This is a genomic window from Commensalibacter sp. B14384M2, from assembly GCF_016101865.1.
GTDB lineage: Bacteria > Pseudomonadota > Alphaproteobacteria > Acetobacterales > Acetobacteraceae > Commensalibacter > Commensalibacter melissae.
This window is the reverse complement of sequence record NZ_JACFPS010000004.1, coordinates 43293-64637: the sequence shown is the minus strand read 5'-3', so window position 1 is coordinate 64637 and position 21345 is coordinate 43293. Positions and strand designations below refer to the sequence as shown.

Below are 21345 nucleotides of genomic sequence, written 5' to 3'. Positions count from 1 at the left end.
ATGGCGCAAATGTTATTTCTTCTAACAAAAATTTGATAATTTCGTGATTTGATCGTTTCATGTAGTTAATATATTGTTAAAGATCGTTATATTTATGGAGTATTTTATGATGAATAAATGGGTGGATTACGTAATTACCGAAGTAAGATACAATAATGAACGTTCACATATCGTTGCATTCAAGTGCTGGCGACATATCGGGGCCGAACTGATTGGCCCGGATATACGGTCAAGAGCTGATATCATTAATGCCATTGACAATGAGAACCTAGTTTTTATCACCGAATACAAAGGTGAAGATGGGAAATGGGAAAAGGGCGGTGATGTCGGTATTGTAACGGTTGGAAATGAAAAATTTCTGCGAACCGATGCCAATCCGGAAACCAGTGACAATCTGGGAAATTTGCCCGAATTGTAATGTTCACGTAAATATGTCCAATACATCCAGTTTATCCATTTATCGATTATTTTCATTTAAGCAAATTTTATTAATTTTACCTAGTTATAATGTTAAACAGTTGTGATTAGATCGTTGCGGTAAAATAATGTATTATTTAATATCATTAATTTAAGGAGTATTTATCATGAGTAAATGCACAAACTAAATTTTTACAGCATTAAGTTACAATATTGATCATTCTCATATTGTCAAATTACAAATCTGGGAATGTGATAAAAACTTTGTAACTAAAAGATAATTTAGGTAATTTACCTGAATTTTGATTTGATTTTAATGTAATTGTAATTTATTACTTTAATTTCTTAGGTTATTTAACGTTAATTTTATATTTATAGATTCAATATTATCATTGATACAAGGGATTTGTACCTAGCATTAATGGAAATATTTTTATCAATAAATTTCAGGCTGGATGATTTTGCTTATTAGGTATTCCTGAATCAGATTCTGGAATATCGAGTGAAAAAATCATTCAGTTTTTTTTATCCTTTTTGCACGGTCTGGTTTTCGCAAACCGTTATTCTTTTCCCCCTTTAATATTGTAATCCCATCCGGCCAATTTAAATAGCTAATATGAATATTTGGGAAAAAGGTTTGTTTTGATCTTTTGATATAGATGGATTAAAATTGATTTTTTCATTTTGAAATTTTATTACTATTGTGAGGGAAGAATTGACTGATAAGCAAAAGGATGATTCCTTGGACATGAAGATTGTCCAACGGGTCGCTAAATTATCTGCACTTGCCGTCAAGGAAAAAGAACTGGCAACCTATGCCCGGGATTTGGGAGGTATAATACACTGGGTTGAGCAGTTGAACGAGCTGGATGTTTCCGCGGTTGAACCAATGGTTGGGGCAGAAAATGCACAATTGAGAATGCGTGAGGATGAGGTTACCGATGGCAATTGCCGTGAGGCTGTTTTATCCAATGCTCCAGAACGTATCGCCGATTTTTATGCTGTTCCGAAAGTGGTTGAATAATGCTGACAGAAATGACGATTACAGACGCGGTGGAGGGCCTGCGTCAAAAGAAATTCAGCGCGGAGGAATTGACACGGGATCATCTGAAAGCGGTTGGTCAGTTAAACAGCCGGATCAATGCCTATATCACGGTAACGGAAGAGGTCGCCCTTGGTCAGGCCAAGGTGGCAGATGAAAAACTGGCTTCGGGGGATGCGCCGGTACTGACCGGTATTCCTTTGGCGATCAAGGATCTTTTTTGTACAAGGGACATTCCAACAACCGCCGCCAGCCGTATCTTGGAAAATTTTGTTCCACCTTATGAAAGTACGGTGACCTCGAATTTATTGAGGGATGGTGCCGTTTTTTTGGGCAAGACCAATCTTGATGAATTCGCGATGGGATCCGGCAACCTGAATTCGGCATTCGGTGCCGTTGAAAATCCATGGAAACGCAAAAATGATGATGCGTTTCTGGTTCCTGGCGGCTCTTCTGGTGGTTCCGCGGCTGCCGTGGCGGCGCGGATGGCTCTGGGGGCAACCGGAACAGATACGGGTGGCTCCATTCGTCAGCCGGCAGCATATTGCGGTATCACCGGAATCAAGCCAACCTATGGACGGTGCAGTCGTTGGGGCATTATTGCCTTTGCCAGCTCGCTTGATCAGGCTGGGCCCATGGCAAAAACCGTTGAGGATTGTGCGATCTTGTTGCAATCAATGGCCGGTTTTGATCCAAAAGACAGCACAAGCGTGGACAGGGCGGTTCCGGATTATCGTGCGGCCTGTAACCGTTCATTGAAGGGGTTGCGTGTGGGTATTCCAGAAGAATATCGCGCTCCTGGCATGTCATCTGAAATAGAGGCAATCTGGCAGCAGGGAATTGACTGGTTGAAAGAGGCCGGTTGCGAGATCGTGGATGTTTCCCTGCCTCATACTAAATACGGATTGGCCACCTATTATATCATTGCCCCTGCTGAAGCCTCATCCAATCTGGCCCGTTATGACGGGGTGCGCTATGGTCGCCGTGTCAGTGGAAAAAGTCTTGAGGAACTCTATGCGAATACACGCGGAGAGGGTTTTGGTACAGAGGTGAAACGCCGTATTTTGATGGGTACTTATGTGTTGTCGGCCGGTTATTACGATGCCTATTATCTCCGGGCGCAGAAGGTTCGCAAACTTATCTATCAGGATTTCATGAATGCCTATGAAAAGGTGGATGTTCTCTTGACACCAACGGCACCATCAGCCGCTTTTGCCAAAGGTGAAGGTGAACATCAGGATGATCCCGTACAAATGTATCTGAATGATATTTTCACCGTTCCCGCCAGTATGGCCGGAGTGCCTGGTCTGGCCTTGCCGGCCGGGTTAAATGACCAGGGTCTTCCCCTGGGTTTGCAGTTGCTGGGTCGTCCATTTGATGAGGAGACCCTGATTGCTGTTGGGTCAGCAATGGAAAAAGCTGCCAATTTCACATATAAACCCGCCATTCGTTCTGGAGTTTCCCTATGAGTTATGTGATTGAAGGGTCAACAGGATCCTGGGAAGTTGTTATTGGTCTTGAAGTCCATGCCCAGGTTATCAGTAAGGCCAAATTGTTTTCAGGTGCCTCCACGCATTTTGGTGGTGAACCCAATACGCAGGTCAGTCTTGTTGATGCCGCTTTTCCCGGTATGTTGCCCGTCATCAATCGTGAATGTGTTGATCAGGCCATTCGTACAGGATTTGGGTTAAATGCCCAGATTAATCTGGTAAGCCGTTTTGACCGCAAGAATTATTTTTATGCCGATTTGCCACAGGGATACCAGATTTCTCAATTTACGCATCCTATTGTTGGCAAGGGTGAAATCGAGATCGAACTGGATGACGGTACGGTCAAGAAGATTGGTATTACCCGTTTGCATCTTGAACAGGATGCGGGAAAATCCATTCATGACCTTGCCCCAAAAGAGACCTGTATTGATTTAAATCGTTCTGGTGTGGCTTTGATGGAGATTGTCAGTGAGCCGGATATGCGCTCACCGGAAGAGGCAGGTGCCTACTTACGCAAAATCCGTGCGATTGTGCGCTATTTGGGTACTTGTGATGGAAATATGGAGGAGGGATCAATGCGTGCGGATGTGAATGTGTCTGTCCGTAAGCCCGGTGAGGAATATCGTACGCGTTGCGAATTGAAAAATATCAACTCCATTCGGTATGTCATGCAGGCAATTGAAATTGAAGCCAAAAGACATGTGGAAATTTATGAAAATGGGGGAGAGGTGGATCAGGAAACCCGTTTATTCGATGTTGCTAGGGGGGAAACCCGTACGATGCGCAGCAAGGAAGACGCCCATGATTACCGTTATTTCCCAGATCCGGACTTGCTGCCTCTGGTCGTTGAGCAATCTCATGTTGACCATCTCAAGGCAACCCTGACTGAATTGCCGGATGCAAAACGAGACCGTTTTCAGAATGAGTATGGATTGCCCCGTTATGATGCCAATGTTCTGGTAGCTGAAAAAGACATTGCCGATTTTTTTGAAATTGTTGCAAAGGGTCGGGATGGGCGTTTGGCCGCTAATTGGGTCACAGGCGAACTGTTTGCCGTACTGAATAAAAAGGGTCTGTCAATCCAAGAAAGTCCTGTAAAGGCTGAGGCAATTGGTGTTTTGCTGGACTTGATCGCTGATAAAACCATCAATGGTAAGATTGCCAAGGAGGTTTTTGAGGATATGGTTGAAACAGGTGATATGCCTGCGGATATCGTGGAACGCAAAGGTTTGAGACAGGTAACGGATACTACGGCAATTGACAAAGTGATTGCCGATATTCTGTCAGTCAATGCAGATAAGGTTGAACAATATAAATCAGGTAAAGACAAGCTTTTTGGTTTCTTTGTCGGACAGGTTATGAAGGAAATGAAGGGGAAAGCCAATCCCGCAATAGTCAATGAGCTTTTAAAAAAGCATTTATCTTGATAAAAATTGAAAAAGGAAATTGACAGTCCTCGAATAAATGATTAGAAACGGTAAAAGCAAACGTCGTGTTATAGGCAGGCTCTTCTTGCGGAGGGGTGGCCGAGTGGCTGAAGGCGACGGTTTGCTAAACCGTTGTACGGTGTAAGCCGTACCGTGGGTTCGAATCCCATCCCCTCCGCCAGTTACATATGTTGAATATTGCCAATTACTGACAAATACCTTGTTTTTCCTAAAAAATCCATATTTACCTATCATATTCTTGCCAGTTCATGACAGATTATGCGATAAAAAGTGGGTACAAAAGTGGGTACAAATCGTGTTGACAGATTCAAAGGTTAATTCTGACAGTTAAAAAACATTATCCCACATTATAAAACATTTGAACGCATTTAATATTGGGGTATATTCTGGGGTATATGATTTTTCATCTTGGGGTATATCGATGTTAACGGATAAAGCCATAAAAACAGCCAAATATCAGGAAAAGGGTAGAAACAAGCTTTATGAACGCGGTTTATACCTGGTTATCACAAAAACCAATTCTTAAATATGGTGTTTAAAATATAATTTAATAAAAAAGATAAACTCTTTTGTTTGAAGATGTGAAAATCTTTTATTCATTACCCATAATAATTAAACATTTGAATGCATTTAATATTAAGGTATATTTTTTCTATCTTGGGGTATATCAATTTTAATGGATAAAGTTAAAAATATAGCTAGATATTGAGAAAAGTCTATATTTGAAATAAATCATTAAAAACACTTATGTGTTTTGGCGTTAAGAAGAAAGTAGCAAAAATTTCTTTAGAGGTTTTTCTATGAGATTATTTTAGAAAACTTGATCGTTAAATAAAAAATAGTGTCAAATACAATAACAACATCTTATTAAGTTGCTCAATCACTCGTGTTTTTATCTAAAGAAAAAGTTTAAATAAAGAACCTGATCTCATTTTATATAGTTGTATTTTAAGATACTTGATATGAACTGTAGTCATCCTGTGGGTAATGATGGTGGATATGACGTCAAGATTGCGACAGAAGACAGTTATTTGAGAAGCGCTGACGGTAAGAATTAATTTAAAAACAGCAGCTTGTTGTGAATCTGTAATTTATTGATCAAAATTTAATTTAATAGGATATTTGAATGGTTAATTATTCTCCAAAGGATCTGGATCTCTCCGCATGTACTGTTTGTACTGATGGAAAGAACACATCACAAAAGTTATCAACTTTGGCTAAATCTCTTGATGAAATAACTAGCCAGATTGTTGGAATTTCCAAAACATCTGTTGATACCAAGCATTCAGTTGAAAAGGTTGCCGAAAAAATAAAAGATATTGACACAGAAGTTTATTTTAATAAAAAAGATGCGTTTACGGCGGGTAATCCTACAATATTGGATAAAAATAAATCAAATATATTCGGTATTCAGGATGATGGTATCGTTAATCTGTTTTTTAGTCATAAAATTGACGAGAACGGCAATACATTTGTTGCACCAGTCAATTCAATTTATTTTAATTATGTTCTGAATAATACGATTATTGGGAGAGAAGCCATATGGACCACTGAAGATAAATTTTATAAAGCCTTTATGGGGCATGCATTTCATGCGGATAGTGATGGAAGTAGTGATCTTGGCATGAATGACCATGCCTGGAACAACATTTATTCAAAAACCGCGGTAAGTGTCACATCTGATGCGAGTGAAAAGAAGGTTCTTGCCAACCTTGGCGATGACAGGTATGCAGACAATCAAAAATTGCTGGATGCAATCTATAATCTGAATATCCATACCTACAAACTGAATGATTCCATCAATGAGAAAGGTGAGGACAAGGCGCGTCTGCATAACGGTTTTATTGCCCAGGATGTCGAAAGGGTTCTGACAGATGCGGGGCTGAACCCATCTGATTACGGTATGTGGATTCAGGACAGGGTTTTCAGGAATATTGAGGTCGATACCGGAAAAAAGGATGCCAGCGGGAAAGCTGTAACCAGAAGCGAGTACCAACCTGTCCTGGATGAGAATGGGAAACAGGCATATCGTCAATCCCTGCGATATGAAGAAGTAATTTGCGTATTGATACAATCCATGAAACAGAAGATCGACAGACTGGAAAAACAGGTCGCATTATTACAGGTAAAGAACGGTAAATAATAACAACCATCTACAATATTTTCGGTAGGGAACCAGACATCAGTCTGGATTATCCCGATTAGGATGATATTGCCTATCATGTCCAGGTGTAGAACATATACGTGATTTCTTTTGCAAGTCAGCAAACAAGCCAGATGCAGCGTATGACTATCGTGTTGCTACAATTCGGTGACGGAAATTGTGTTGTTGAATTTGATACACCCATTTACTGGCAGGACAGGCAACCTTTTATCGACACAAGGGCATCAATAATGACCATCATGGAAATTATGTTCGATGCTACATCTCAATTTTATGGAAGACTGATTTATGGCTGATCTAGCTAAACAACCCACAACAGGATTCGTCAATAACGGCAGCCTTGTCCAGTATGGAAATGACAATACGGCGGGTGACTGGGATTATATCGTGATATCGAAACCGAACAAAACATGGAGGGTTTCTATCAGGGGAGATATTCCAACAAGCAAGGACGGTGTGGACATGAGTGTATCCGTTTTCGAGGGAACAATACCCCTGTTTTCCTCGACAGGAACATGGAAACTGCAGGGACAGACAAGCCTGAACGCCACCAAGAAAAACTTCAAGATAAAGTTCAGGAATGCGGAGACAGGTAAAAAACTAAAGGTGAAAATAGGGGACTGGACACCCTTGAATGGTCTGGTTCTGAAGGGTTATGCGGCAGACAGAACCCTGTTGAGAGACACAATCACCACGGAAATATGGAGAAATCTTCATAGGGATGAAAAAGGCTGCCTTGCCCCTGAATCCGCCTATTCCTATTATGACAGGGACAATCTTGGAATGAGAACATCAGTGCTGTTTTCAACGGCCGGTTTTCCCTGTGAACTGTATCATGACGGGGAATTCTTTGGGATGTATATAATAAGGTCTGACAATGACAATGACCAGTACCTGATTGATTCATCAAACCCAGGGCATTTTCTTGCCCAGCCCGATCATGCCAGCACGTTCTGGACAGACGGTAACTACAATCCTCAAGAATGGGAGATATACTCGCCCGATCCGAACACGGATGACAGTGTCAGTTTCCTGAAAAGATTCCTGCGATGGTCTTCGGACTGTATCGCGGGCAGGGTGAGCATGAAAGAGACATATCGGGAATATATCGATCTTGAATGTTTCATTGACTATATCCTGCTCTGCGAGGTCTGTTTTTCCCCTGACAGTCTGGTGAACAATTTCATGCTGTGCAGCTGGAATGCCACGCCGGCATCGGGTGTCACGTATATATATCCCTACGATGAGGACCAGACATTCGGTATTGTCGATCAATATCTGAGTGCGGATGACAGTGATCCTTTCAGGATTGGATGGATAACCAAACGTGACAGGATGATTGACGGGCAGGATCCGATATTCTTTGAAACCATCCATAACAGTTTCACACCGGAAATACGGGCGAGATGGCGTTATCTGAGAGACACGGGAAAGATATCGGCTGAAACCTTCAACAGGATCATAAAGGATACAACCGATCTCATCAATCCTGACATGATGAGGAAAGACCTTGAATTATGGGCAATGGATGCAGATGTCGGAATAGGAAATGGCAAGGTTATTTCAGATGATGGAAAGAAATGGTCGGTCAGTTTCATCATGAATTTTGCCAAACGCCGTATCCAATGGCTGGATCAGCAATTCAAGTACTATAATTGATTATTCTTATTGAGAAGCCACCTTAACGGGTGGTTTTTTTATGTCTGGAAAAGGAAACACAGATGGAAAATATCATACTCATTATCAAGTCCGTATGCTCTTTTTTATGGAAAGGGAAAGGGTTGATCATGGCGGGACTGCTTTACCTGACAGGCCGAAGGGCCGCGAATAGAAACAACCTGATCAGGACACAGGATGAAGTCATCAAAAATGACCTGCAGACCCTTCAGACTGTTCAGGCAATGCAGCAGGCAGCCAATCATTCACCTGAGAATAAGGAAGAGCTGGAAGATGTGCTGGAGAAAGGGAAATTCTGATGAAAGCCATTATTTTACTCGCGGCGGTTTTTCTTGCGGCATGCTCGTCATCGCCACGCGTTGTCTACCGGATTGAATGCCCGCCGTTGAGGGATTACACGTCCCAGTCACAGGAAAAGCTGTCCAGCGAGATCAAGGCGTTAAAACCTGACAGCGAGATCGGCCGTTACCTGCTGGATTACAAAAGACAGCGTGACATGATCATGGCCTGCCAGAACACCAGAGATACCAGCCACCGCTAGGGTGGTTTTTTTATGTCTATATCCAAGGAAAAAACAAATGGATTTTTTTGCCGAGCTTCTACAATATATCATCAATGTCCTGCCCAGCAATACGGCGGGTGACGTTATCGCGGTTGTCACTTTCATCGTGACCCTGTGCACCCTTGTCATAAGGTTCTGGAAAGAGCCAGATCCAAAAAGCGGATTGCACAGGCTGTGGTCTTTCATTCATCTTCTGGCCTCTTTCAGGCTGCCAGACAGGCAGGCGGGAAACGATGGAAAGAACGGGGATGACACCAATGGAAAACAGGCGACACCAAAAACATCGTAACCATTGCCCGGGTGAGTGGTGGAGCTCGATACTGCTGGTCATGACGGGAATTTATGCGTTTGCATATTTCATGGCCGGCAACATCTTTCACTATTCATTCATTAATGGATTCAGGGCTATCCTTCCGGCCTGTATATGGGAAGGATCATTCATACTTACAGGGACGCTGCAGCTTGTTTCATTGATGTGCGGAAGTTTCAGGGGAAGGGGTGTGGCCTCTTTTTTTGCCGCATCCCTTTTCATATGGGGGGTGCTGAACATGCTTGTCTACGAGAGGCACTGGCATTTTGGCATTGTTGCCTGGGGAACATTCGCTCTCGTGAACCTTTACACCCTGGCAAGGATACTGGCGGGGGTCATAAGGGATTATGAATACAGTCTATGAGTTTTGCAAATGGTGGTGGCTGAACAATTGTGAGTGGATCAAGATCCATGATCCCTGGGTCATTCCTGTCATAGCGATCTGCATACCGTTAAGCATGGTCATTCACGCCATCTGTGCCATTGTCAGGATTTGGCGGGGTAAGTAGATGGCAAGAAAACATATCAGTAGTTTCCTTGCCTTAGATTATATTTTAATGATAACTAAATACAAATAGTTCCATTTTGAGGATTATAGTATAATACCCCATGATGAATTGTATTGGTTATTCTATCTCTATGGCAGACAAGATTTCTGACGATTTGGGAAAAATGAGAATCATTTCTGTTTTTAAGAATGCGTCGCCAATATTCATTGGGCTGATATGCTTCTGTTAATTGATGAATTAGTTCAGAAGTTTGCATACATCCGCCATTTGCTGTTATGATAAAGATAGCGTAAGGAAGTATTTTTTTTTCCATACTTATATTCCTTATGAAATTGACTACATAATAAATATATTGTATAATCAAAGATTCATACCGTTTTGATAACTAATTATTTTACTATGTAATCTGTTATTAAAAAATCTTTATATAAAGGAACGGGAATTCCTTTATATAAAGTATCAATTTATTAGGAATTTAGTTTTTAACTAAAATTCTAAATGCTCGTTTGCCATAGTTTTTGGCATAACGGACTTCTCCAGTTTTGGTATCTGTTACATATGCGACAAATATGTAATGATATCCTTCTGGAGCAGGAGTATAATTTGACATTAGTCAAATTCCTTTGCTACTGCTCTTAACAAACGTATTTACAAGTTTGTTAAAAAGTTGTAGGTCAACATTTATAAGGTGCTAATAAAGATGTGTATTCTAAACTTACAATCTTTATTAGGCTATCCCCGATCAGGTCGTTAACCTTTAACCTGACGGTTCATTTAGCCTCAATTGATTACCGATTAGTGTTGGCGCACCTGGTAATCTTTTGAGGTTAAAACTCTTTTGAAATATTTATTTGCAATAACATTTTCTTCAACAGTTCTTTTTGTGAGGGCATGAAGCCATGAAGCCATGTTTAGCATAGTTATCTAAAGTAAGTTCTGCAGCCTTGTGCGATATCCCACATTTTTCTACGCAATTATGTGGAAATAAAAGTTTATTAGCATGATCTGGTGGTAGTAATAGAGCAGCAGCAGCTACATTGGCTTGCCATTCAGAGTCACAGTATGTTTTATGGTTTTGTGATGGACGGCTAAAAGCCATTTGTTCATTACTATGTAACAAAGCATGCCCTATTTCATGGGCAATAGTGAAACGTGATCTTGTATCACCATTACAAGCGGCTTCGTATACGTCATTTCTTATTGTTATTTTTATAACCTTGTTGGTATTATACGGAGCAGTTTTTCCATATTCATTAGGCATTTCGTTAATCTCAGCATAATTTACAGAGAATCTTACGGAGCCTTCCCCTAAATCTGCTTCAATATTACCAAGTTCTTCTAGAAAATAGTCAATTTCTAGATATTCGGGATTATTAGGGCACATAAAGTCCCTAAAATTTATAATTTCTTTTATGATTTGTTTAAATGATCTTGGCGCTACTTTATATCCCATTTGGCGTTTTCTCCTTTATTGTCAGATGCTTGTTTAAGTTGGGTTTCTATTTCATTTAATTGCTTATCTGACATGTCAGGTATTAAGCGTGCAAAAGTAGCTACAAATTCTTTTTGCCTTAAGTTTAGGTGGTTTGTAGGAACTTTTTGCATCGTTACAGTATAAGCATTATGAAGTTTGATTTGCTCTTCACTTGATAACTTATATTTTTCAATAATCTTTTCTACTAAGCCATCAGGAATGGGACGATGTCCATTTTCAACAGACGATAAAAAAGCTGAAGAGTAACCTGATGCTTTTGCCATATCATACATACGTATCCTTAACTGTATTCTTAATTGCCTGATGGCAATACCAAATGGGGTTAGATCATTCATGATTACAATCCTTTCCAAACTTATTAATTTATTAATGCATTATTTTTTACAAATCGCAATAGTTTTTTTAAAAAAAATAATCATTTGATTAAATAAATTTTTATAAAGAAAATCCAATTCTTATTTAATGAATATTAATATCTAGTTATTTATCTATTACACTGTGTTTTTATTTAAAAGAAAATGGGATATTTCTATGTAGGCGTTAATGTTTAAGGCTTGGAGTTTAGGAAAAATCACGGATATGATGTTAAAATATTATCAGATTGAAATGTCCAGGCGTGGATATAGAAAAAATGAGCCTGTGGAATTGAATAATTTTAAAGAAATTCCTTCATCCTTAAGTCAATTAATCAAGGTGCATTTGGAACAGCTTGGATACTCAATGGAAGATTTGTGCCAAATAACGAATATAAATGAAGACGAATTAAGAATAATGTATGGATTAACTGAAAAACCAAAAATTAAATTGAAACTGGTTGTAAATAATTAAGCTAATTGTTTATTTTTACATTTGAATCATAAATAGAATAATTTATTTTTAATCAATTTTAAATACAAATAAAGAAAAAAATAAGATAACTTTATTTGTATTTAATCAAATTTATTTATTTTTTTTCGTTGATTTTGTCAACCAAAGGTTTATCAGGAATCAGCTTATCATTTTTATTATTGTTGGGCATGTTGTCGGTTTTTTTTGAGGGGGGAATTTTATCTACTTTAGGTTTTTTATTTTTGGTCATGATTTGAACTTTCCCAACGAATTAATAGATCAAGAGTTTATTTCTGAACTAATGGATGTGTTTTAAAATCAATATCAAAGGACCAGCCATTCTCCTTTTGTGACAATGTAATTGTGGCCTTGCCCAGTCGGTAAACCAATAGAACAAATAAAGTAAATAAAATAAGTTTTTCCAGTTTTCTTAGCATAATTGAATTCCTTATATTATGATGCAGTTACATTATAATGCTATTTCGTTAAATTAATAAGTGTTTTATCATTTATATCAAATGAATTACGGTTTTTAATGTGACCAATCAGATTTCTGGATTTATCAGTTTGTTGAATGAAAAATTAACATATAGCTCAAGAAAAACATAAGCAATGCAATAAATCCCTCAAGCAATTTCCAGGTTAGGGGATTTTGAAAAAAGGGTTGTAAAAACTTTGCGCCATATCCTAGCAATGTAAACCAGGTGACACTTGCCATACAGGCCCCCATGCCAAAGAACCATTTGCCAATACCTGCAAAACGTGTTGAAATGCTGCCGATCAGAATCATTGTATCTAAATAAACATGCGGATTTAAAAAGGTAAACGCCAAACAGGTCAATATTATTTTATTTCTGCTTGCTGTTTTTTCTTTTGTCGGATTTAGGGTTTCAACGGTTGACAGAGCTCTTTTGGCCGCCATTAAACCATAGGCAGCCAAAAACAATGCCCCTCCATAACGGAAGAATTGAAGCAGTTGAGGACAGGTTTGAACAATCTTGCTTATTCCTGCAATGCCTGATGAAATCAGTAAAATATCGGACAGGGAACAGATAATGATGATTAAGCCAATAAAATTCTGTTGTAATCCCTGTCGCAGTATAAAGGCATTTTGCGCACCAATTGCCATAATCAGACTGGCGGTTGTAAGGAAACCAGATATGACAGCTGATAAATTCATGAACGGTCTCTTAAGGATAATAATCAATAGATATAAGATATATAAAATGAGGTTGGATCTGGCCAGGATTATATATATTTGGAAAATTTTATCCATGTGTCTAGGTCAAATGAATGAATAAATTTTCAATATTTAGTCGCTTTGGCAGAGGTTTCAAATAGATCAGATGGATAGGATAAAATGAAATTCAACAGTCAAGCAAAAATAGATAATTTAATAAAAAATATCTATAAATAGTTCTTTAAAAATTTTTACATACAATATATAGTATTAAAGAAAGGTTTCGAAAATATTTATATAAAAGGGTTCAATTGTTTTTTGAGTTATTTTTCAAGTGAATTCGATAGACTTGAATATGCAAAATAAGCCTGTTTGAATTTTTAGTTTCGATCCCACAAAATAGGAATTGATTAACTGTAGAGTAAAATAAATACCAGGGAGTTGTTTGGAATATGTTAACACGTGATGAAGGTGTCAAAATTGCGATGAAGCCTGTTCTAAGCATTCAGAAACCTGATCCGGTGTTCTCAAATGAAACTGGATTGATGGATATTTACAAGAAATTGACTTTTACAGCGGCCCAGGATGAAGATATTAAGCGGGAAAATGCGAATATTGATGGGGATACCGCTATGGGCACAATGTTGAAATACGGTTCCGAAGGATCAAAATTCTTTATAGATCAATACATATTGCCTGAAGAAATTGCACATGCCCATCAGAATGGTGACATTCATATTCATGACAAGGATTTTTACATGTTGACCGAAACATGTTGTCAGATTGATTTGATTAAATTGTTCAAAAAAGGTTTTTCAACGGGGCATGGTTATTTAAGAGAACCTAATTCAATCGAGAGTTATTCAGCGCTTGCCTGTATTGCCATTCAGGCCAATCAAAATGAAATGCATGGAGGGCAAAGTGTTCCCAACTTTGATTATGCAATGGCGGATGGAGTTAAAAAAACATTCAGACAAGAATTTTGGAAGGTTTTTTCAATTTTTTTGCAAATTGAAACACAATTGGGAAGTGTGGAAATTGATGTTTTTCAAGATCAGGTTGAGCATCGGATAGGTGTTATTGGCCTTCAATTTTTAGAATCTTATGGAGAAAAATTATATCAACTTGGGAATTTGGGTGTTGATTTAGAAACAATAAAGAAAGCTTATAACTTTGCATGTAAAAAAGCGCTCGGTACAACAGAGAGACGCACTTATCAGGCGATGGAAGCGTTTATACATAATCTGAACACAATGAATTCACGTGCTGGGGCACAGGTTCCCTTTAGTTCAATTAATTATGGAACGGATACTTCTGAAGAAGGTCGCATGGCTATTCGAAATCTTCTGCTGGCAACAAAAGCGGGGCTCGGTAATGGTGAGACGCCTATTTTCCCTGTCCAGATTTTTAAAGTAAAGGAAGGAATCAATTTTAATCCAATAGATAAAAACTATGATCTATTCAAATTGGCGATGGAAACGTCCGCTTTACGTCTTTTTCCAAATTTCAGTTTTATCGATGCTCCCTTTAATAAAGTGTTTTATAAACAGGGTGATTATAAAACGGAAGTTGCATATATGGGATGTCGTACACGTGTTTTGGGAAATGTTTATGATCCGGACAGACAAACAATATGTGGCCGCGGAAATTTAAGCTTTACGTCAATCAATTTGCCCCGGCTAGCCCTGAAGGCAAAAGGTAATACAGATTTATTTTTTCAGTTGCTCGATGAAATGATTCATCTATCTTTTCGTCAACTTTTACATCGTTTTCAAATTCAGTGTCGTAAGAAAGTGAAAAATTACCCTTTTTTAATGGGACAAGGGATATGGATCGATTCAGAAAATTTATCAGAAAATGATGAAGTTGCTGAAGTTCTAAAGCATGGCACTTTAACGGTTGGTTTTATTGGTTTGGCTGAAACCCTGAAAGCTTTGGTGGGTTTTCATCACGGGGAAAGCGAGGTTGCGCAGGAGTTGGGGCTAAAAATTGTCAGTCATATGCGTAAAAAAACAGATGAGGCGGCAAAAAGAACAAAACTTAATTTTTCATTGATTGCCACGCCTGCCGAGGGTCTAAGTGGCCGTTTTGTCCTTATGGATCGTGAAAAATATGGTGTCATATCTGGAGTGACAGATCGGGATTATTATACAAATTCTTTTCATGTTCCTGTTTATTATCCAGTAAAAGCGCATGAAAAAATTGGACTTGAAGCACCCTATCATGAATTAACCAATGGTGGTCACATAACCTATATCGAACTTGATGGTGATATATGTAAAAATTTGGATGCGTTTGAAATAATTATCCGTTACATGAAACAATCTGGAATTGGTTATGGGGCGATTAATCATCCTTTAGATAGAGATCCTGTCTGTGGGTATGTTGGTGTTATTGATAATGAATGTCCACGTTGCGGGCGTAAAGATGGTGAGGCGGTCAGTATCGCGAAACTGAACGAATTAAGACAGATTTATTCGAATGTTCCAGATTATAATTAGAAAGGGTTAATAATGGGCAAATGCAATATGGTTAAACCTATAGAACATGTTCAAAAAAATTTAAAAATGATGGGAAAAGATATAAGTTTTGCCAGGACACGCCGTATAACGGGATATTTGGTTGGTACATTGGATCGTTTTAATAATGCCAAACGTGCCGAAGAAAAAGATCGTGTCAAGCATGGCTGTAGCTAAACTGCGTATCAGTGGTATAGAAGCAGAATCTATCGTGGATGGGCCTGGGTTGAGGTATGTTGTTTTCACTCAGGGTTGCCCTCATCAATGTTTCGGATGCCATAATCCTGAAACACATGCACTAAACAGTGGTTATGAAATTTCTATTCAAGAAATTATCAATGACTTTTTGAATAATCCACTTTTATCGGGTATGACGTTTTCGGGTGGGGAACCGTTTTTGCAGGCGGAAAGTCTTGTTTTACTTGCCAATATTGTAAAGAAAACAGGAAAAACGCTGGTTACTTATACGGGTTATACGTATGAACGATTATTGGAACTGGGAAAATGCAATCCTTTAATTATCCATCTATTGGAATTGACTGATATTTTGATTGACGGTCCATTTCAGATCAGTCAACGGGATTTGCAATTGTCTTTTCGAGGCAGTACCAATCAAAGAATTCTATATAGAATGGATCGGCAACGAATAAAAGATCAATTAAAATATTGATTAAATTAATGAAAAATGATCCTCGATAGATGGATAAAGGATCATTTATAGAACAATACTGATATTTTTGAAAAATCTAGTATTTTTTATAAGGTAAAAATTTACCGCTAAGTTGAATATTAACACGATCTCCATTGGGATTAGGTTCTCTGGTTATATTCATTGAAAAATCAATGGCGCTCATTATACCATCTCCAAATTCTTCGTGAATAAGTTCCTTGATGGCTGATCCATATACATTAATTAATTCATAAAAACGATATATTGTTGGATCAGAAGGAATGGCAGTTGGAAGACTTCCTCTATTGGGTGGAACGGTCAACCAATTGGTTTCCTCCTCTGTCAGATCAAAAATAGAAGCGATCAGAACGGCCTGTTCTTTATTTAAAGGCATTTGGCCGAGACAAGCGGCTGTAACATATTCCTTACTTAATCCTAAGGTTTCGGCAACAAAAGACCATTTAATGTCTTTACTAATTTTGGTTTGAATTATTTTTTCTGTGATTTGTAGACGGTTCATGATAATTTCCAAATAAAAAATGTTGCATTGAGTTGAATATTCTTAAATTTGATAATCTAATGACATGTGATATTTGGATATTTTATTTTTACTATCAATAGTTTTAAAGTATATATTTTGTTTTTTGTTATAATTATGTGTTATAATTTTCAATCTATAATTATATAATTAATATTATTATTTTATAAAAATTTAATAATATTTAATAATAATAAAATTTTTTTAATTATTGTTCATATTCACTTTCTTGTTCCTTTTCTATTTATCCATTTCATATGATAATCAGTTGAATATTGATTATGAGATCAATTTATATAAGGTAGGATAAATGGCTTGGTCTATTCTTGGTAGTGGTGTTACAGGATTGTGTATTGCAACAGCTTTATGTGAAAAGGGTGAAAAACTAGAGGTTGTTGAAAATCCAAATATTCAGGCCGCATCATATTTTGCTGGCGGTATGTTGGCACCATTTTGTGAAGGGGAAAGTGCGCCAGATATTGTCGTAAAAAATGGACAATTATCTGTTGAGTGGTGGGATAATCATGTCAGTAATGTAAAAAAAACCGGAACCATTGTCATTGCGCCGCCTCGAGATATGTCTGAATTAAGACGGTTTGCCAATATGACCATTTGTCATGAATGGGTTGATCCAGGTAAGATAGAAAAAGATTTGAAGGGTCGTTTTTCTGAGGGACTGTTTTTTCCTTCTGAGGCCTTTATCGATCCTCGCTTGGCCTTGCAGGAACTAAAAGAAAATTTAAAAAATAAGGGTGTTAGTTTTCATACGGGTTCGCCCAAAGGAAAGATCATTGACTGCACTGGTATGGCGGCAACCAGTTCATTAAAAAATTTACGGGCTGTTCGTGGTGAAATGCTGATTTTTGAATGCCACGAAGTTAATTTTTTACGTCCAATTCGTTTATTGCATCCGCGGTTTCCCTGTTATCTTGTACCTCGGGCAAATGGCCGATTTATGGTAGGGGCAACAATGGTGGAAAGCAATGATGATAGTCCCATAAGTGCTAGGGCCCTGATAGAAATGCTGAGTTCAGTATATGCAATTCATCCAGCCTTTGCTGAAGCAAGGATTATAGAAACAGGAACAGGATGCAGACCCTCCTTTCCTGATAATATTCCACAGATTATTGAACAGGATGGTAAATTTTATATTAATGGCATGTATCGACATGGCTTTTTACTTGCTCCGGTTCTGGCATTAGATTTTGTGAAGAAAATTTTGGGATAATGAAAATGAAGTTATATTTAAATGGCGAATTCATTACAACACAGGTAAAGACTTTGGCAGATTTGCTGAAGGAAAAAAATATGGATGTATCTTGTGTTGCCAGTGCGATCGACGGAAATTTTATTCCTCGGGCACGTTATGAGGAGACCCTGCTGCAGGAAAATATGAAAATCGAAGTTGTATCACCAATGCAGGGAGGTTAGTTGTGCAATTTTATAATCAAAATCTTCATTCAAGATTGTTATTGGGTACTGCCGGTTACCCTTCGCCAGATATCTTGATACAAGCCATTCATGCTTCAGAGGCAGAAATTATAACTGTCAGTTTACGCAGGGAAGGGGTGGGAGGTTCTGAATTTCGTCAGTTAATAGCAAAAACAAAAAAAAGGTTTCTGCCAAACACGGCAGGATGCCATACCGTGAAAGAGGCCGTGACAACAGCGCAGATGGCATGTGAAGTTTTTGAAACAAACTGGATTAAGCTGGAAATTATCGGTCATGCGGATACTTTACAACCAGATCCTTTTGCAACAGTTGAAGCTGCCAGGATTTTGTCAAAAGAAGGGTTTGAGGTTTTTCCTTATACGACCGAGGATTTAATTGTTGGTGAAAAGTTATTAGAGGCAGGTTGTCAACTTTTGATGCCATGGGGGGCACCGATTGGATCTGGACAAGGTTTGCGTAATATTGAAGGATTAAAAACAATGCGTCAATATTTTAAAAATATTCCCCTTATTATTGATGCGGGGATTGGAGCGCCAAGTCAAGCAATCCAAGCGATGGAAATAGGTTTTGATGCAATTTTACTAAATACGGCAATTGCGAAGTCAAAAGATCCTATTCTAATGGCGGATGCTTTTAACAAAGCTATTTTAGCGGGACGGATAGCATATAAAGCGGGATTAATGGAAAAGCGTAATATGGCCTACGCCTCAACACCAGCATATGGATTGGCGGATCTATCATTATAATGGAAAAATTTTATTTAGTTACAGAGTCTGTTTCATTAATTAAAAAATTATTGCCTGTTGGGGTTAAATTGATTCAATTGCGAATTAAAAATATGTCTCAACCGGATTTGAGGCAAAATATTATGGAAGCAAAAATCTGTTGTGAACGTTATGGTGCGCAATTGATTTTGAACGATTACTGGGAATTGGCTTTAGAATTGGGTATAAATTTTGTTCATTTAGGACAAGAAGATTTATTAAAAACAGATTTTAACAGAATACGAAATGCAGGAATTCAATATGGGATTTCCACACATGATAGATCAGAGTTGGAAATTGCGTTGAAGCTTTACCCTGACTATATTGCATTGGGACCAATTTATCCGACTGTATTGAAGAAAATGAAATGGCACCCGCAAGGGTTATCAAAACTGAACAGATGGAAACAGAGAATAAGAAATATTCCTTTGGTTGCTATCGGGGGATTAACAGTTGAACGGATTCCTTATGTTTTGAAAGCGGGTGCAGATAGTTTGGCAGTAGTAACAGATATTAAGACTGCGTCAGATCCAATCAATCGTTATAATGCTTGGCAAAGACAGATTAAAAAGGTCATCAATCAATGAAAAAACGGTTTAAAAAACAGATAATGTTATCTGAGGTTGGTATCGAAGGTCAGGAGAGATTAAGAAAAGCCCGTCTATTAGTTGTAGGATGTGGTGGATTGGGTAATACGGTTTTACCATTACTTAGTGCAGCGGGGATAGGTTTTATAAGGGTTTATGACCATGATATTGTAGAGGAATCTAATTTACATCGACAATATATGTACTCTAAATCTGATCTTGGCAAACATAAAGCTTTGGTAATGCAGAATATTTTATATCGTCAAAATCCAGAGTGTCATATTGAGGCTTATGCTCAAAAATTAAGTTTTTCATATATTTCTGATGCAATGCGTGAAATTGATCTGGTTATAGATGCGGCTGATAATTTTATGGTGACGTATCTTCTTTCTGATAAATGTTATGAAATGAATATTCCCTTTATAAGTGCTTCTGTTCTGGAATTTGAGGGATATGTAGGGGCTTTTTGTGGTGGTGGGCCAAGCTATCGCTCGGTTTTTCCAAAACCTTCGTTTTCGAACAATAATTGTAATAATATTGGAGTAATGGGACCTGTTGTTGCGATTATGGGATCAATTCAGGCAGAAATGGCTATAAATATAATATTAAAGCTTTCCAAACCGACATTAGGAAACTTGTTCCATATAGATTGCATTAACTGGAGAGTTGGTCAGATTTGTTTTGATGATGCGGAAGAACCTGAACAAAAAACAATTATTTCATTATTGGATAGGGAAAGTCTCAAAGTTGATGATTATTTGGTTGAATTACGGGATGAAATTGAAGCGCCAATCAGTGTTAATTCCCATGTTATTCGGGTGAAACCTGAAAATATAGAAAATAGTAATTTTCCGACCGATCGACGAATAATATTTATTTGTAAAACCGGGATAAGAGCTATTAAAGCAGCATATCAGTTACAATTTAAGGGTTATACAAATTTGGGCATCATAGCGGATTAACTTTTTTAAAATATTATTTATATTAAATTCTAATAAATTGTAATTTAATAATACAAAAAACGTTATATTTTAATTCAATCAACAAAAAATTTCAGCAAATTTAACGATTATTGTTTTTAAATATAATTGTAATGATATTCTTGAATATATCGAATGTTTTTAATAATAATAATAATAATAATAATAATAATAATAATAATAATAATAATAATATATCATTTTCAGTTAAATATAAGATTTAATTAATTAAATATTAAGATTTAAATATGCGTTTTTAAAATATTTTATTTAAAAATAAAGGGGAAATATTTTACGGTAATGTATTTTTTTATAAGAGATAAAGAAGATGCGTTTAAAATTATATAGTTTAATGTTTAAGGATTAACAGGCATGATATATAGAATAAGGTATAGTTTGAATTTGTTGAATATAATTCTGACCAATTAATGTTGATGAAACGATTACTTTACGTCCATCTTGTGTATCTGGTTTACGTTTAACGAGTTTTAATTCTTCTAAACGGTTAATTGCCTTGGTTACAGCAGGTTTAGAAAGATTTAATGTTTTAGAATAATAATCGACACTCGCTTCAATCGCTTCGTTATAAACCAAGGATAAGATTGCAAGTTGACGAACGGTAAGTGCAAAATGACTACTGGCAGAATTTTTAATAATTTGAAAAGAAAGATTCATTTTAATTAATATCCTTTTTGAAAACAAATAAATAAGGT

General features: G+C 37.5%; 30 protein-coding genes, 1 tRNA gene and 1 pseudogene. 22 read left to right on the top strand and 10 right to left on the bottom strand.

Annotation, left to right across the window (positions count from 1 at the left end; translation table 11 throughout):
• Positions 1-106 precede the first annotated feature (106 nt).
• The 11 genes from H3R33_RS07870 to H3R33_RS07815 all read left to right on the top strand — a co-directional run bounded on the left by H3R33_RS07870 (position 107) and on the right by H3R33_RS07815 (position 9089).
• Complete coding sequence (locus H3R33_RS07870; protein WP_198185456.1) at positions 107-418, top strand: DUF3892 domain-containing protein; 312 nt, start codon at positions 107-109, stop codon at positions 416-418.
• Between the two features lie 747 nt (positions 419-1165).
• Complete coding sequence (gene gatC, locus H3R33_RS07865) at positions 1166-1441, top strand: Asp-tRNA(Asn)/Glu-tRNA(Gln) amidotransferase subunit GatC (RefSeq protein WP_155567744.1); 276 nt, start codon at positions 1166-1168, stop codon at positions 1439-1441.
• Positions 1441-2928: an Asp-tRNA(Asn)/Glu-tRNA(Gln) amidotransferase subunit GatA gene (gatA, locus tag H3R33_RS07860; RefSeq protein WP_198185455.1), complete on the top strand. Its 1488-nt coding sequence runs from the start codon at positions 1441-1443 to the stop codon at positions 2926-2928. Before gatC ends, gatA begins: the two co-directional genes overlap by 1 nt.
• The gene (gene gatB, locus H3R33_RS07855; RefSeq protein WP_198185454.1) at positions 2925-4376 is read left to right on the top strand and encodes an Asp-tRNA(Asn)/Glu-tRNA(Gln) amidotransferase subunit GatB; all 1452 of its coding nucleotides are present in this window, start codon (positions 2925-2927) and stop codon (positions 4374-4376) included. Before gatA ends, gatB begins: the two co-directional genes overlap by 4 nt.
• 89 nt (positions 4377-4465) lie before the next feature.
• Positions 4466-4557 (top strand) — tRNA-Ser (locus tag H3R33_RS07850).
• A gap of 966 nt (positions 4558-5523) precedes the next feature.
• On the top strand, positions 5524-6540 hold the full coding sequence (locus H3R33_RS07840) for a tail fiber domain-containing protein (protein WP_198185453.1): 1017 nt from the start codon (positions 5524-5526) through the stop codon (positions 6538-6540).
• 101 nt (positions 6541-6641) lie between these two features.
• On the top strand, positions 6642-6857 hold the full coding sequence (locus tag H3R33_RS07835) for a hypothetical protein (protein WP_122123107.1): 216 nt from the start codon (positions 6642-6644) through the stop codon (positions 6855-6857).
• On the top strand, positions 6850-8220 hold the full coding sequence (locus H3R33_RS07830) for a CotH kinase family protein (RefSeq protein WP_198185452.1): 1371 nt from the start codon (positions 6850-6852) through the stop codon (positions 8218-8220). The genes H3R33_RS07835 and H3R33_RS07830 overlap by 8 nt, the downstream gene beginning before the upstream one ends.
• A 62-nt stretch (positions 8221-8282) precedes the next feature.
• Positions 8283-8537, top strand: a complete 255-nt coding sequence (locus H3R33_RS07825) for a hypothetical protein (protein ID WP_198198900.1) — start codon at positions 8283-8285, stop codon at positions 8535-8537.
• Complete coding sequence (locus tag H3R33_RS07820) at positions 8537-8779, top strand: hypothetical protein (RefSeq protein WP_198198898.1); 243 nt, start codon at positions 8537-8539, stop codon at positions 8777-8779. Before H3R33_RS07825 ends, H3R33_RS07820 begins: the two co-directional genes overlap by 1 nt.
• 37 nt (positions 8780-8816) lie before the next feature.
• The gene (locus tag H3R33_RS07815; protein ID WP_198185758.1) at positions 8817-9089 is read left to right on the top strand and encodes a hypothetical protein; all 273 of its coding nucleotides are present in this window, start codon (positions 8817-8819) and stop codon (positions 9087-9089) included.
• Positions 9090-9179: 90 nt separating this feature from the next.
• Here the strand turns inward: H3R33_RS07815 and H3R33_RS07810 are convergent, their stop codons facing one another.
• Positions 9180-9332, bottom strand: coding sequence for a hypothetical protein (locus H3R33_RS07810; RefSeq protein WP_198198896.1), 153 nt, complete (start codon positions 9330-9332; stop codon positions 9180-9182).
• Between H3R33_RS07810 and H3R33_RS09160 the strand changes: the two genes are divergently transcribed.
• Both H3R33_RS09160 and H3R33_RS07805 read left to right on the top strand, forming a co-directional pair.
• A complete protein-coding gene (locus H3R33_RS09160; protein ID WP_255519596.1) occupies positions 9333-9461 on the top strand; it encodes a hypothetical protein in 129 nt (42 codons plus the stop codon).
• Positions 9458-9619 (top strand): hypothetical protein, encoded by a 162-nt coding sequence (locus H3R33_RS07805; protein ID WP_198198047.1) that lies wholly within the window; start codon positions 9458-9460, stop codon positions 9617-9619. The genes H3R33_RS09160 and H3R33_RS07805 overlap by 4 nt, the downstream gene beginning before the upstream one ends.
• 55 nt (positions 9620-9674) lie before the next feature.
• Here H3R33_RS07805 and H3R33_RS07800 read toward each other — a convergent pair whose 3' ends face one another.
• From H3R33_RS07800 to H3R33_RS07790, 4 genes are all read right to left on the bottom strand, one after another.
• Positions 9675-9932, bottom strand: a complete 258-nt coding sequence (locus tag H3R33_RS07800; protein WP_198198894.1) for a hypothetical protein — start codon at positions 9930-9932, stop codon at positions 9675-9677.
• A gap of 162 nt (positions 9933-10094) precedes the next feature.
• On the bottom strand, positions 10095-10229 hold the full coding sequence (locus tag H3R33_RS09155) for a hypothetical protein (protein WP_255519595.1): 135 nt from the start codon (positions 10227-10229) through the stop codon (positions 10095-10097).
• Between the two features lie 258 nt (positions 10230-10487).
• Entirely contained in the window at positions 10488-11072 is a 585-nt protein-coding gene (locus tag H3R33_RS07795; protein ID WP_198198892.1) for an ImmA/IrrE family metallo-endopeptidase, read from the bottom strand.
• Positions 11057-11449 carry a helix-turn-helix transcriptional regulator gene (locus tag H3R33_RS07790; RefSeq protein ID WP_198185486.1) on the bottom strand — a complete coding sequence of 131 codons (393 nt, stop codon included), beginning with the start codon at positions 11447-11449 and terminating at the stop codon, positions 11057-11059. The genes H3R33_RS07795 and H3R33_RS07790 overlap by 16 nt, the downstream gene beginning before the upstream one ends.
• A 208-nt stretch (positions 11450-11657) precedes the next feature.
• On the opposite strand from H3R33_RS07790, the gene H3R33_RS07785 reads away from it, so the two are divergent.
• On the top strand, positions 11658-11942 hold the full coding sequence (locus H3R33_RS07785) for a hypothetical protein (protein ID WP_198185487.1): 285 nt from the start codon (positions 11658-11660) through the stop codon (positions 11940-11942).
• 115 nt (positions 11943-12057) lie between these two features.
• On the opposite strand, the gene H3R33_RS09150 is transcribed toward H3R33_RS07785, so the two are convergent.
• From H3R33_RS09150 to H3R33_RS07775, 3 genes are all read right to left on the bottom strand, one after another.
• Positions 12058-12192 (bottom strand): hypothetical protein, encoded by a 135-nt coding sequence (locus H3R33_RS09150; RefSeq protein ID WP_255519594.1) that lies wholly within the window; start codon positions 12190-12192, stop codon positions 12058-12060.
• Positions 12193-12229: 37 nt separating this feature from the next.
• Positions 12230-12379 (bottom strand): hypothetical protein, encoded by a 150-nt coding sequence (locus H3R33_RS07780; RefSeq protein WP_155566442.1) that lies wholly within the window; start codon positions 12377-12379, stop codon positions 12230-12232.
• A 125-nt stretch (positions 12380-12504) separates the two neighbouring features.
• Positions 12505-13122, bottom strand: a complete 618-nt coding sequence (locus H3R33_RS07775) for a LysE/ArgO family amino acid transporter (RefSeq protein WP_198185488.1) — start codon at positions 13120-13122, stop codon at positions 12505-12507.
• Positions 13123-13568: 446 nt separating this feature from the next.
• On the opposite strand from H3R33_RS07775, the pseudogene H3R33_RS07770 reads away from it, so the two are divergent.
• From H3R33_RS07770 to nrdG, 3 genes and pseudogenes are all read left to right on the top strand, one after another.
• A pseudogene (locus H3R33_RS07770) lies at positions 13569-15623 on the top strand (anaerobic ribonucleoside triphosphate reductase); the annotation flags it as partial.
• A 27-nt stretch (positions 15624-15650) separates the two neighbouring features.
• Positions 15651-15818, top strand: coding sequence for an anaerobic ribonucleoside-triphosphate reductase (gene nrdD, locus H3R33_RS07765; RefSeq protein WP_198185489.1), 168 nt, complete (start codon positions 15651-15653; stop codon positions 15816-15818).
• Positions 15805-16311 carry an anaerobic ribonucleoside-triphosphate reductase activating protein gene (gene nrdG / locus H3R33_RS07760; RefSeq protein ID WP_198185490.1) on the top strand — a complete coding sequence of 169 codons (507 nt, stop codon included), beginning with the start codon at positions 15805-15807 and terminating at the stop codon, positions 16309-16311. The genes nrdD and nrdG overlap by 14 nt, the downstream gene beginning before the upstream one ends.
• A 76-nt stretch (positions 16312-16387) precedes the next feature.
• Here the strand turns inward: nrdG and cynS are convergent, their stop codons facing one another.
• Complete coding sequence (cynS, locus tag H3R33_RS07755; protein WP_110439450.1) at positions 16388-16831, bottom strand: cyanase; 444 nt, start codon at positions 16829-16831, stop codon at positions 16388-16390.
• Positions 16832-17159: 328 nt separating this feature from the next.
• Between cynS and H3R33_RS07750 the strand changes: the two genes are divergently transcribed.
• From H3R33_RS07750 to H3R33_RS07730, 5 genes are read left to right on the top strand one after another with little or no spacing between them, the layout of a single operon-like run.
• The gene (locus H3R33_RS07750) at positions 17160-18077 is read left to right on the top strand and encodes an FAD-dependent oxidoreductase (protein WP_155565034.1); all 918 of its coding nucleotides are present in this window, start codon (positions 17160-17162) and stop codon (positions 18075-18077) included.
• 5 nt (positions 18078-18082) lie between these two features.
• Complete coding sequence (thiS, locus tag H3R33_RS07745) at positions 18083-18280, top strand: sulfur carrier protein ThiS (RefSeq protein WP_198185491.1); 198 nt, start codon at positions 18083-18085, stop codon at positions 18278-18280.
• Positions 18281-18282: 2 nt separating this feature from the next.
• Positions 18283-19047, top strand: coding sequence for a thiazole synthase (locus tag H3R33_RS07740; RefSeq protein WP_198185492.1), 765 nt, complete (start codon positions 18283-18285; stop codon positions 19045-19047).
• Positions 19047-19652 (top strand): thiamine phosphate synthase, encoded by a 606-nt coding sequence (locus tag H3R33_RS07735; RefSeq protein ID WP_232342216.1) that lies wholly within the window; start codon positions 19047-19049, stop codon positions 19650-19652. The genes H3R33_RS07740 and H3R33_RS07735 overlap by 1 nt, the downstream gene beginning before the upstream one ends.
• A complete protein-coding gene (locus H3R33_RS07730; protein ID WP_198185493.1) occupies positions 19649-20614 on the top strand; it encodes a HesA/MoeB/ThiF family protein in 966 nt (321 codons plus the stop codon). The genes H3R33_RS07735 and H3R33_RS07730 overlap by 4 nt, the downstream gene beginning before the upstream one ends.
• A gap of 381 nt (positions 20615-20995) precedes the next feature.
• Here the strand turns inward: H3R33_RS07730 and H3R33_RS07725 are convergent, their stop codons facing one another.
• The gene (locus H3R33_RS07725; protein WP_198185494.1) at positions 20996-21307 is read right to left on the bottom strand and encodes a MarR family winged helix-turn-helix transcriptional regulator; all 312 of its coding nucleotides are present in this window, start codon (positions 21305-21307) and stop codon (positions 20996-20998) included.
• Positions 21308-21345: the final 38 nt, after the last annotated feature.

Excerpts from the sequence above, each read along its gene's own strand:
- H3R33_RS07725 (WP_198185494.1), bottom strand. The coding sequence starts at position 21,307 with ATGAATCTTTCTTTTCAAATTATTAAAAATTCTGCCAGTAGTCATTTT.
- H3R33_RS07810 (WP_198198896.1), bottom strand. The coding sequence starts at position 9,332 with ATGAAAAGGGATGCGGCAAAAAAAGAGGCCACACCCCTTCCCCTGAAA.
- H3R33_RS07730 (WP_198185493.1), top strand. The coding sequence starts at position 19,649 with ATGAAAAAACGGTTTAAAAAACAGATAATGTTATCTGAGGTTGGTATC.
- H3R33_RS07795 (WP_198198892.1), bottom strand. The coding sequence starts at position 11,072 with ATGGGATATAAAGTAGCGCCAAGATCATTTAAACAAATCATAAAAGAA.
- H3R33_RS07790 (WP_198185486.1), bottom strand. The coding sequence starts at position 11,449 with ATGAATGATCTAACCCCATTTGGTATTGCCATCAGGCAATTAAGAATA.
- H3R33_RS09160 (WP_255519596.1), top strand. The coding sequence starts at position 9,333 with ATGGGGGGTGCTGAACATGCTTGTCTACGAGAGGCACTGGCATTTTGG.
- gatC (WP_155567744.1), top strand. The coding sequence starts at position 1,166 with ATGAAGATTGTCCAACGGGTCGCTAAATTATCTGCACTTGCCGTCAAG.
- H3R33_RS07830 (WP_198185452.1), top strand. The coding sequence starts at position 6,850 with ATGGCTGATCTAGCTAAACAACCCACAACAGGATTCGTCAATAACGGC.
- H3R33_RS07735 (WP_232342216.1), top strand. The coding sequence starts at position 19,047 with ATGGAAAAATTTTATTTAGTTACAGAGTCTGTTTCATTAATTAAAAAA.
- H3R33_RS07815 (WP_198185758.1), top strand. The coding sequence starts at position 8,817 with ATGGATTTTTTTGCCGAGCTTCTACAATATATCATCAATGTCCTGCCC.
- H3R33_RS07775 (WP_198185488.1), bottom strand. The coding sequence starts at position 13,122 with ATGAATTTATCAGCTGTCATATCTGGTTTCCTTACAACCGCCAGTCTG.
- H3R33_RS07785 (WP_198185487.1), top strand. The coding sequence starts at position 11,658 with ATGTTTAAGGCTTGGAGTTTAGGAAAAATCACGGATATGATGTTAAAA.
- H3R33_RS07820 (WP_198198898.1), top strand. The coding sequence starts at position 8,537 with ATGAAAGCCATTATTTTACTCGCGGCGGTTTTTCTTGCGGCATGCTCG.
- H3R33_RS07825 (WP_198198900.1), top strand. The coding sequence starts at position 8,283 with ATGGAAAATATCATACTCATTATCAAGTCCGTATGCTCTTTTTTATGG.
- nrdG (WP_198185490.1), top strand. The coding sequence starts at position 15,805 with ATGGCTGTAGCTAAACTGCGTATCAGTGGTATAGAAGCAGAATCTATC.
- H3R33_RS09150 (WP_255519594.1), bottom strand. The coding sequence starts at position 12,192 with ATGACCAAAAATAAAAAACCTAAAGTAGATAAAATTCCCCCCTCAAAA.
- gatB (WP_198185454.1), top strand. The coding sequence starts at position 2,925 with ATGAGTTATGTGATTGAAGGGTCAACAGGATCCTGGGAAGTTGTTATT.
- H3R33_RS07750 (WP_155565034.1), top strand. The coding sequence starts at position 17,160 with ATGGCTTGGTCTATTCTTGGTAGTGGTGTTACAGGATTGTGTATTGCA.
- H3R33_RS07780 (WP_155566442.1), bottom strand. The coding sequence starts at position 12,379 with ATGCTAAGAAAACTGGAAAAACTTATTTTATTTACTTTATTTGTTCTA.
- cynS (WP_110439450.1), bottom strand. The coding sequence starts at position 16,831 with ATGAACCGTCTACAAATCACAGAAAAAATAATTCAAACCAAAATTAGT.
- H3R33_RS07840 (WP_198185453.1), top strand. The coding sequence starts at position 5,524 with ATGGTTAATTATTCTCCAAAGGATCTGGATCTCTCCGCATGTACTGTT.
- nrdD (WP_198185489.1), top strand. The coding sequence starts at position 15,651 with ATGGTTAAACCTATAGAACATGTTCAAAAAAATTTAAAAATGATGGGA.
- H3R33_RS07800 (WP_198198894.1), bottom strand. The coding sequence starts at position 9,932 with ATGGAAAAAAAAATACTTCCTTACGCTATCTTTATCATAACAGCAAAT.
- thiS (WP_198185491.1), top strand. The coding sequence starts at position 18,083 with ATGAAGTTATATTTAAATGGCGAATTCATTACAACACAGGTAAAGACT.
- H3R33_RS07870 (WP_198185456.1), top strand. The coding sequence starts at position 107 with ATGATGAATAAATGGGTGGATTACGTAATTACCGAAGTAAGATACAAT.
- H3R33_RS09155 (WP_255519595.1), bottom strand. The coding sequence starts at position 10,229 with ATGTCAAATTATACTCCTGCTCCAGAAGGATATCATTACATATTTGTC.
- gatA (WP_198185455.1), top strand. The coding sequence starts at position 1,441 with ATGCTGACAGAAATGACGATTACAGACGCGGTGGAGGGCCTGCGTCAA.
- H3R33_RS07805 (WP_198198047.1), top strand. The coding sequence starts at position 9,458 with ATGAATACAGTCTATGAGTTTTGCAAATGGTGGTGGCTGAACAATTGT.